This window comes from Methylophaga frappieri (genome assembly GCF_000260965.1).
GTDB classification, from domain to species: domain Bacteria; phylum Pseudomonadota; class Gammaproteobacteria; order Nitrosococcales; family Methylophagaceae; genus Methylophaga; species Methylophaga frappieri.
The window spans coordinates 41,163-47,825 of record NC_017858.1; the positions used below are offsets into that span (position 1 = coordinate 41,163).

Annotated in this window: 10 protein-coding genes; all 10 read right to left on the reverse strand. The window is 56.7% G+C overall.

Annotation, left to right across the window (positions count from 1 at the left end; translation table 11 throughout):
- Positions 1-4: 4 nt before the first annotated feature.
- A complete protein-coding gene (locus tag Q7C_RS13185; protein ID WP_238532376.1) occupies positions 5-1,258 on the reverse strand; it encodes a phosphoribosyltransferase in 1,254 nt (417 codons plus the stop codon).
- A gap of 96 nt (positions 1,259-1,354) precedes the next feature.
- The gene (gene kfrB / locus Q7C_RS13190) at positions 1,355-1,699 is read right to left on the reverse strand and encodes an IncP plasmid survival protein KfrB (RefSeq protein WP_041367305.1); all 345 of its coding nucleotides are present in this window, start codon (positions 1,697-1,699) and stop codon (positions 1,355-1,357) included.
- A 160-nt stretch (positions 1,700-1,859) separates the two neighbouring features.
- Complete coding sequence (locus Q7C_RS13195) at positions 1,860-2,837, reverse strand: DNA-binding protein (protein ID WP_014708284.1); 978 nt, start codon at positions 2,835-2,837, stop codon at positions 1,860-1,862.
- Between the two features lie 143 nt (positions 2,838-2,980).
- On the reverse strand, positions 2,981-3,124 hold the full coding sequence (locus tag Q7C_RS13740; RefSeq protein WP_008929986.1) for a hypothetical protein: 144 nt from the start codon (positions 3,122-3,124) through the stop codon (positions 2,981-2,983).
- Positions 3,125-3,204: 80 nt separating this feature from the next.
- Positions 3,205-4,227 (reverse strand): ParB/RepB/Spo0J family partition protein, encoded by a 1,023-nt coding sequence (locus Q7C_RS13200; protein ID WP_014708285.1) that lies wholly within the window; start codon positions 4,225-4,227, stop codon positions 3,205-3,207.
- Complete coding sequence (locus Q7C_RS13205; protein ID WP_014708286.1) at positions 4,224-4,982, reverse strand: ParA family protein; 759 nt, start codon at positions 4,980-4,982, stop codon at positions 4,224-4,226. The genes Q7C_RS13200 and Q7C_RS13205 overlap by 4 nt, the downstream gene beginning before the upstream one ends.
- Complete coding sequence (locus tag Q7C_RS13210) at positions 4,982-5,278, reverse strand: transcriptional regulator KorA (protein ID WP_008929989.1); 297 nt, start codon at positions 5,276-5,278, stop codon at positions 4,982-4,984. Before Q7C_RS13210 ends, Q7C_RS13205 begins: the two co-directional genes overlap by 1 nt.
- 118 nt (positions 5,279-5,396) lie before the next feature.
- Positions 5,397-5,747 carry a KleE stable inheritance protein gene (gene kleE, locus Q7C_RS13215; protein ID WP_008929990.1) on the reverse strand — a complete coding sequence of 117 codons (351 nt, stop codon included), beginning with the start codon at positions 5,745-5,747 and terminating at the stop codon, positions 5,397-5,399.
- Between the two features lie 133 nt (positions 5,748-5,880).
- Complete coding sequence (gene kleA / locus Q7C_RS13220; protein ID WP_008929991.1) at positions 5,881-6,117, reverse strand: stable inheritance protein KleA; 237 nt, start codon at positions 6,115-6,117, stop codon at positions 5,881-5,883.
- Positions 6,118-6,267: 150 nt separating this feature from the next.
- Entirely contained in the window at positions 6,268-6,522 is a 255-nt protein-coding gene (locus Q7C_RS13225) for a helix-turn-helix domain-containing protein (protein ID WP_008929992.1), read from the reverse strand.
- Between the last annotated feature and the right edge of the window lie 141 nt (positions 6,523-6,663).

Here is a 6,663-nt window from a genome sequence, read left to right on the forward strand (position 1 = left end):
CTGTTTACTGGGGTGGGCGATTCAACCCAAGGGATAGCCCTCTGCTCTTCTCCTGGGTTTGCTTTCGCTCCTGCTCCTGCTTCTTCATTAGCGCCTGATGCTGTCGCTCGGCCTGCTTCATCGAATCCCAATCCGCAGCCAGCTCGGGGTTTTCTGCCCGCATCTTCCTGGTTGCCAGCTCTTCAACACGCGGCGAATGCAGCCCCATTCCCTCCTTGATCTCCCTGACCGTCTCCAAGCGAGCGTGAAGCGTCTGGAGCCTGCCTTGCTGTTGCGCCTGTGACGCCTGCCAGGCTTTACGGGTTCCGGGCATAGACAGGAAACCAGGGCGATTTGACTGCGTTTGCTGCAACCGGGCTTGCTGCCGGTTGATCAGGTTTTCTAGGCGATCCTCGATGCTTTCAACCTGGTCATGCTTGGCCTGGACATACATGGCCAGGGTTTCCTGATAGCCCTGCTCAACGGACGCCCCTTCAATCATGACCTGCTGCTCGACCTCCAGGCCCTCAGCCGCCGAAACAAGGCTTTCTCCGGTTAGACCCGAACGCCCTGCGCTTTTTGAGCGCGGCGGCGCTTCAACTCGATTCGCGCCCAAGCGCTCGATTCCTTCATGTCGCGCCGCAGCGATTCTTTCTCGGATTGCGTCAACGCTCTTGGCTGATTTGAGGTGTCCAGCTTCACCTTGTGTGAGTTTGTCGGTTCCATAACCAAACGTCTCCTGCCAAAATTGATTCATACTCGGGCCATGCTTGTTTTCAATGGCTGACAGCATAGAAGGCTTAACCGGTAGGTTAAGCGCCCCTTCATGCGCAGTCATCACAGAAGCGGCGACCACCTTGCCGCCCCGATTCTCCACATAGCCCCGCAAAGAGGCGACCGTTCCCCCCATTGCCAAAGTGTCGTCCACAACCAGGTACTTTTGACCCGACTTAACGTCACCCTCAAACGTAGGATTGAACGCCAGGCGATGGTCAGCGCCGGTATCAGTTCGACCTACCCTGTCACTCTGGATAATGCCCAGCTCAACGTCCAGTCCCAACCTCTCCGCAAGCGCCTCGGCCATTGCCAACGGAATTTTGTTGTTGCCAGCCGCCTCAACGGCCAAAACCGGCAACACCAGGGGCTTGCTGTCCCCTATTTGCTCCTTGATCTTCCCCACCGTTTCATCGGTGAGAAGCCTATCTACTAACTCGATGGCGGCAGGCATGTCGCCAGACTTGGCCGCCTGGTACTCGGGTTCGTTCTTCAACGCGCCCAAGCCCCCGTTTCGTATCACCTGGGGAAAGTCGCCCCAAGGGGCACGCTCCCCAATCCCTAGCTTACTCAAAGGCACCTCCCGTTTTAGCCGCTAAAACTATCGGGAGCGTCCTCTACTGAGCTTGACGGCCTGGGCGACTATCGCCTTGCCCTGAGCGTCGTAGCTAATACTTTTTGCACTCCCAATATCAGGTACTATATCGAAATCTGACTTAGAGTGCATGACAAAGTTTTTGCCTATCTGGTGGTAAATTTTGTTGTTATCGGCATGAACAATCACGCCATCATGGCGCTGCGACTTATCGGCTTCCTTAGCCATGTAAAGGTTGTATATTCCGGGTTTTAACGCTCCCGCCTTATCAACCTTCTGATTAGCCCATGCGCCACCCTGGTCGGTCTGAACGATCCTTTGACCGTTCATAACCAAAAGGCGTTGCTTCATTTGCGGCGCTCCTTTGTGTTTTCTCTACTGCTACAGGTTGCAAATCCCCCGCCCACAAAAAAGCCGACCTCGGCAACCAAACGAGGCCGGCTTGCGTTCGGGCCGGGAAAATCTGTCAAGGATGCCTTTAATAATACGGTAAAAAACCCGATTTATCAGTTTATTTCTGCGAACCGGCGTCTTTCTCCCCGCGCGAAAGCGCAATTTCCAGCCCCTCAACACGCCCGCGCAGCGCCGCCGCTTGCTCCCTGGCCGTGCCAGCCGCCTCCAGGGCAGAATCACGCTCCTTGGCCGCCTGCTCGACCTCACCGGCCAGCACAGCAAGTTTTTCCTCGGCTTGCGCCAGTTTGTACTCCAGGGAAGAGGTTGCAGCAGTCAAACGCTCGACCTCGGACTGAGCGGCTGCCTTGGCCTCCTGAGCATTCTCCAGCGCCTTGCTGTGCTGCGCCCGCAGGGCCTCGACTTCCTTTTGGTGCTCCTTGGCCGCCTGCTTCGCTTCGCCCTGAGCCTGTGCCAGCTCGGCCTTGTGGTCCTTGGCCGCCTTCTCGGCGGCGTCCTGGACTCGATCCAGCGCCTGCCGGTTCTTGTCTGCCTCTCGGTGTGCTCGATCCAGCTCGGAACGCAAGTCGCTGGCTCGCAACTCCATTTCACTACTACGCGCCTCGGCGGTAGTGGCTCGTTCACTGGCCGTAGTCAGCTTGGCTTTCAGGTCGTCAACTTCCGCCCGCAACTCCTGGGCCACACCCTCCAGGCTCGCAACCTGGTTGCGCGAATCGTCCAGCTCTGCCGAAAGCTGGTCTGCCAGCTCGACAGCCTCCAACCGGGACGCCTCCATTTCCAACCGTGCGGCCTCCAAGCCTTCGCGCTCACTGGCAAGGCGACCGTTCGCCAGCTCCAGGGCGACGCCCCAAATCTCGGCCCCAACCTCTGACAACTTGTCCATGACGCCAGGCGGGGGCGGCTCCTGGATCGGCGTAGCATCAGCGGCCTTGGCCGCCCTCCATTCCTTCATTGCCTCGCTGATCGTGGTGTAACTGCCGCCGTCCAGCGCCTTGCGTACCGCTGCAAGGGTAGGGTTCTGACCGGCAGCGTCCAGCTCGTCGGCCACCTCGAAAATCTGCTCTTTACTGATTGCCATAATGCTTGCCCTCTGTAGTATGTTGTATTGTGTATTATACTACAACATACTACAAATCTAAGCAAGGCCATATTTCAACCAGGCAAAAAAAAGCCCCGCAAAGGCGGGGCAGGGTGGGTGTGGTTCGTGGCCGTATCGCGCTGTCACGCGGCAGCTTCGGCCCTTTGCAAGTGATCGAGGACGTGGGCCAGGTCGGCCATTGTCATCAAGGGAAGGGTGAATGATTTCTTCTGCTCCAGGGCGGCGCGAATCCGCCCTGCAATCATGATACAATCGCTGCTACTCATCGCTAGTCACCTCTCAACTGGTTAGCGTGGGTTCCGCCCTGGATACGGTGGCCGCCGTGCCCAGGGCTTTCTTTTTGGCGTTAAGCCCCGTCCATCACAGCCATCAGCTCGACCGTGCCCAGGTCCGCTTCAAACTCGTGCCCGTCGTCCTCGTATTTGATCCAGGCCCAGCCATCAGCAGAAGGGCGGCGGTTTAGCATCAAGCGGCCCATACGTTCGTCGTGCTTGACCATGACAATCGCCTTTTTCAGCTTGTCCGGGTCTTGTTCCTTCGGCTCCTTCTTCGGCGGGGTGTCGGCCCCTTCCTCTTCCTGGTCGTTGTCGTCTTCGGCATCGGTTTGGCCGGTGAAAGCATCAACCGTGTTCGGGTCGCGTTCCTCGTCCTCATGCTTGCGCTTGTCGTCCAGGTACTCGCGCAGCAGCTTCACCGATCCGCGTGTTAGCTCCTGGTCGTCATCGCTCAACCAAGCAACAACCTCGTCCGGGTTCTTCTTGTGCGCCTTCACCAGCTCGTTAATCACGGTCACGTCATTGACGCGGCCAGAATTGAAAGCTTCGGCAAGCGGCTCCGGCAGGTCCAGCAAGGTGACGTGCTGACTCACAAATGCAGCGGATTTGCCGATAGCTGACGCAATTTCACCCTTCTTGACGCCCTTTGCCAGCTCGCGGCCAATGTAATCGGCTATCTCGCGGGCGGTCAGCTCATTGCGTTGCAGGTTCTCAATAACCTGGTCCGCTTCGTTGTAGTCGTTGTCGATAAACGCCGGGATAGTCTCTTTCTCAGCGATTCGACTGCCACGGTAGCGACGGGCACCGTGGTTGATGATGAAGCGCCCCGGCTCGTCCTGGTTCTCACGCACCGAAATCGGCGTTTTAACGCCTCGATGCCGGATGGTGGCGGCCAGCTCTTCCAGGCTCGCTTTTGAAAAGCCCGGATTGTCCTCTGTGCGCGGCTGGTTTGGATCTTCATCTATCAGGTCCAGGGCCAGCTCCAAGGGGCCAGCGCCACCCTTGGTGCCTTCGGGGGCGTTTAGAAGGCCAGACAGGTCGCCAATGCCCTCCAGTCCCAGCCCCTCCATTTTCTGTTCTTTTTGCGCGCTCATGCGGTGATCTCCATTTTTGTAAACACAAGGTCAGCCAGGGCACGAACTTCTTTCGCGGCTTTTCTGGCAGCCGTTTTTTTGATTCTCCAGACCGGCACCCCGGAAGCGAGTGCGTCCGCAATGCTGCTACGCAGGCCGATTGAAGCCGGAATGATAAGCTGCGGATATGCCTTCTGGAGTTGTTCCAGGTGGCGACCGTGCCGGGGGTTTCGTCCGTCTACCTTGCTCGGCACCATGCCCAAGAATTGCAGCTTAGGGTTAGCCTTACGCACGTTCGTAATGGCCGCGTTCATCTTCTTGATGCCCTGAATTGAGTAGGCTTCCAGCTCGATAGGGGACAGGACATAATCCGCCGCTATCAATGCGGCGGCCATACTGACGCCAAGGGAAGGGGCCGTGTCGATCAGGCACACGTCAAAGCCTTGCTCTGCCAGGCTGGCAATACCTGCCCTGAAATGCTCACCCGCACGGCTCAGGGACATGGTTTCCATGTTTGCCAGGGCGGCGTCAGACTCGATAAGAGCCATGCCAGGCGCGTCCTCTCCGTTCACAACATCGAACGGGCCGCCATTGAAAAAATTGCTTGCTACAACACCTGTGCGGAACTCTTGGAGCGTATAAGAGGCGTTGCCCTGGGTATCCAGGTCGATCACGGCAACCTTTTTGCCGCGTTCGTAGAAGTCAAACGCCAGATGCACCAAGGTTGATGTTTTGCCGACGCCGCCTTTTTGGTTTGCCGTGACCAGTGTTTTCATTACGTGTCCCTTTTCTTCTTGGCGTCCTCCGCCCATTTCTTGACGATAAACGCTTGATGTTCCGGCAGTATTGCCGTGACTCGCTCGAACCCCTCCGGCGTCAGCGCCTTGTGAGCGTCCCAAACTCTCTTGACGGCCTGATTGACCGCCCCTTTTGTCACTCCCAATAACGCCACAAACTCGGCTTGAGTTTTCCCCTCCACCAATACGCCATGCGCTATTTCGAGCGTTTGTTGCCCGACTCCCAAGCCCTTGATTGCAGCTTGAAATTGAGACTCCGTTAGTTGTTTCTTCATGGATTGCACCCATACCAACCCCACACCCTAGTTGTTGATTGAATGGCGGTGACAGCCGCCGAACACAACAAAAGTATAGCTATACTTTCAGTACGGGTCAACACTTTAGCGGCTAAAATTAAACGCCTTTGGGTTTGTAGACAGAAACAAAGTAAGTGAGCAGGGTCAGCACGGCGAAATGGGCCAGGAAGGTCCAGCCTGCATGTACCGCTGGATCATTCCAGTAGTACACGGCACGGATACCCTGAAAGAAAACGTCGATAGAGATAACCCACTTCAGCAGCGGCCACACCAGGACAACCGCAATCCATACCCAACGCAGAATAGCCGCCAGAACACCCCCGCCTTTCGTCGGATCGCTCTGCGGCTTACGCGGCTGCTGGCTGGCCTGCGCTTTCGGTTGCGGGTCCGGTGGCCCTGAATCAGTAGGGCCAGCTTTCGGAAACTTGATAATGTTTGACTTTGACATATTCTTGACCCTCCACGCCTTCCGTGCTCCAATTATCTATTGCTCTTCAAATAGGGCCACACCCTAGAGAGCATTGGTTTCGGTGTGACAGCGCCGGGCCAAGCGCCCCGGTCAAGGCCGGGGCGTATCCTTCCTAAAAGTCAGCCCGGTTTTTTGCCTGTTCTACGGCCTCGATTGACCATTTCCCCTTGGCGTCACCTTCCAGTTTAAGACTGGCAAAATAAGCCTCTTCACGCAGCTTGGCCGCCCGTTGCTCCAGTTCCTGAGCTTCTGCCATCTTGTCCGCGATAGTGTCACGGCGAGTGGTGAAGTCGGTCGCGGCCACGTTCGGCAGGGCATCGACCCAAGACATGATTTTGCTGGTAGTCATCGGTTTTCCTCGGTTATTGACCTGGGCGGTGTGCCCGGCCTTCACTTAATATATTAGGGCAAAATGCCCTAAGCTGTCAAGCGCAAAATCCGATTTATCGAAACATTTTAGCGGCTAAAATCACAATTCCAAGCATTTCCTTCCTGGCGTTCAACCTTCTTCCCAAATCTTGCCAAGCCCGGCCATGTCGCAAAGCAACGCCCACGCGGCATAGGGAATATGTGTTTCTTCCCCGATCCAGCGGCGCACCGTTCTATCGCCCTTTTGCCCAAGCCCGACCTTTTTAGCAGCTCCGCCACCTGTAAGCCCGGCAAGCCGCAGCACTTCGCGGATTTCATCGCCTGTCGGGCGCTCCCACTTTTCAGCAGGGCGCAGGCATTCCAGCCTGATATTCGGATCACTCATTGTTTGTCTCTCCTGTGTCTATGACGGGGCGCAACTGATCAAAGCTGTAGATCGAATGCACCGATTTAGGGTTGTACTGGACCACGCGCCGCCCGTTACGATTGATACGGTACTTTATAGGCTCGTCGTCGTGTGCCCACA

What these genes read in the sequence shown, in the direction of transcription:
- Q7C_RS13200 (WP_014708285.1), bottom strand. Translation starts at nt 4,227, where the DNA reads ATGAGCGCGCAAAAAGAACAGAAAATGGAGGGGCTGGGACTGGAGGGC.
- Q7C_RS13210 (WP_008929989.1), bottom strand. Translation starts at nt 5,278, where the DNA reads ATGAAGAAACAACTAACGGAGTCTCAATTTCAAGCTGCAATCAAGGGC.
- Q7C_RS13195 (WP_014708284.1), bottom strand. Translation starts at nt 2,837, where the DNA reads ATGGCAATCAGTAAAGAGCAGATTTTCGAGGTGGCCGACGAGCTGGAC.
- Q7C_RS13740 (WP_008929986.1), bottom strand. Translation starts at nt 3,124, where the DNA reads ATGAGTAGCAGCGATTGTATCATGATTGCAGGGCGGATTCGCGCCGCC.
- Q7C_RS13225 (WP_008929992.1), bottom strand. Translation starts at nt 6,522, where the DNA reads ATGAGTGATCCGAATATCAGGCTGGAATGCCTGCGCCCTGCTGAAAAG.
- kfrB (WP_041367305.1), bottom strand. Translation starts at nt 1,699, where the DNA reads ATGAAGCAACGCCTTTTGGTTATGAACGGTCAAAGGATCGTTCAGACC.
- kleA (WP_008929991.1), bottom strand. Translation starts at nt 6,117, where the DNA reads ATGACTACCAGCAAAATCATGTCTTGGGTCGATGCCCTGCCGAACGTG.
- Q7C_RS13205 (WP_014708286.1), bottom strand. Translation starts at nt 4,982, where the DNA reads ATGAAAACACTGGTCACGGCAAACCAAAAAGGCGGCGTCGGCAAAACA.
- kleE (WP_008929990.1), bottom strand. Translation starts at nt 5,747, where the DNA reads ATGTCAAAGTCAAACATTATCAAGTTTCCGAAAGCTGGCCCTACTGAT.